At 56.3% G+C, this 451-nt stretch carries 2 pseudogenes; both read left to right on the forward strand.

Annotation, left to right across the window (positions count from 1 at the left end):
- A pseudogene (locus tag ACUU1I_RS21205) lies at positions 1-151 on the forward strand (phage GP46 family protein); the annotation flags it as partial.
- Positions 138-451: pseudogene (locus ACUU1I_RS21210) on the forward strand (baseplate J/gp47 family protein); the annotation flags it as partial. The pseudogenes ACUU1I_RS21205 and ACUU1I_RS21210, both read left to right, overlap by 14 nt.

A 451-nucleotide genomic window follows, 5' to 3' on the forward strand; every position in this document is an offset into this window, starting at 1 on the left:
TGATGACGGCGTGGTGTCCCGTATTGATCTGGATATCCGCCGCACCGGGATTAATGAACTGGGTAACAGTATCACTCTCTGGCGTCGTGACGGACCGGTAATGATTTCTTTTGATGATCTGTGGAGTGCGATAACGCATGGCGGACAGTGAATTTCAGCGCCCGACGCTGGCAGAAAATATCAGTATGCTCCGTAACGATTTATTCGCCAGGCTGGACGTCAGCGACACGCTCCGGCGCATGGATGAAGACGTGCGGGCAAAGGTGTATGCGGCGGCGCTGCATACGGTTTACGGGTACATCGATTATCTGGCAATGAACATGCTGCCTGACCTGTGCGATGAGTTCTGGCTGGCGCGACATGCTGCGATGAAACGGTGTCCGCGCAAGGGGGCCACGGCTGCCAGCGGGTATATGCGCTGGGAAGGTGTCAGCGATGGCCTGAAGGTGAC

The organism is Shigella sp. SIG3, assembly GCF_053555855.1.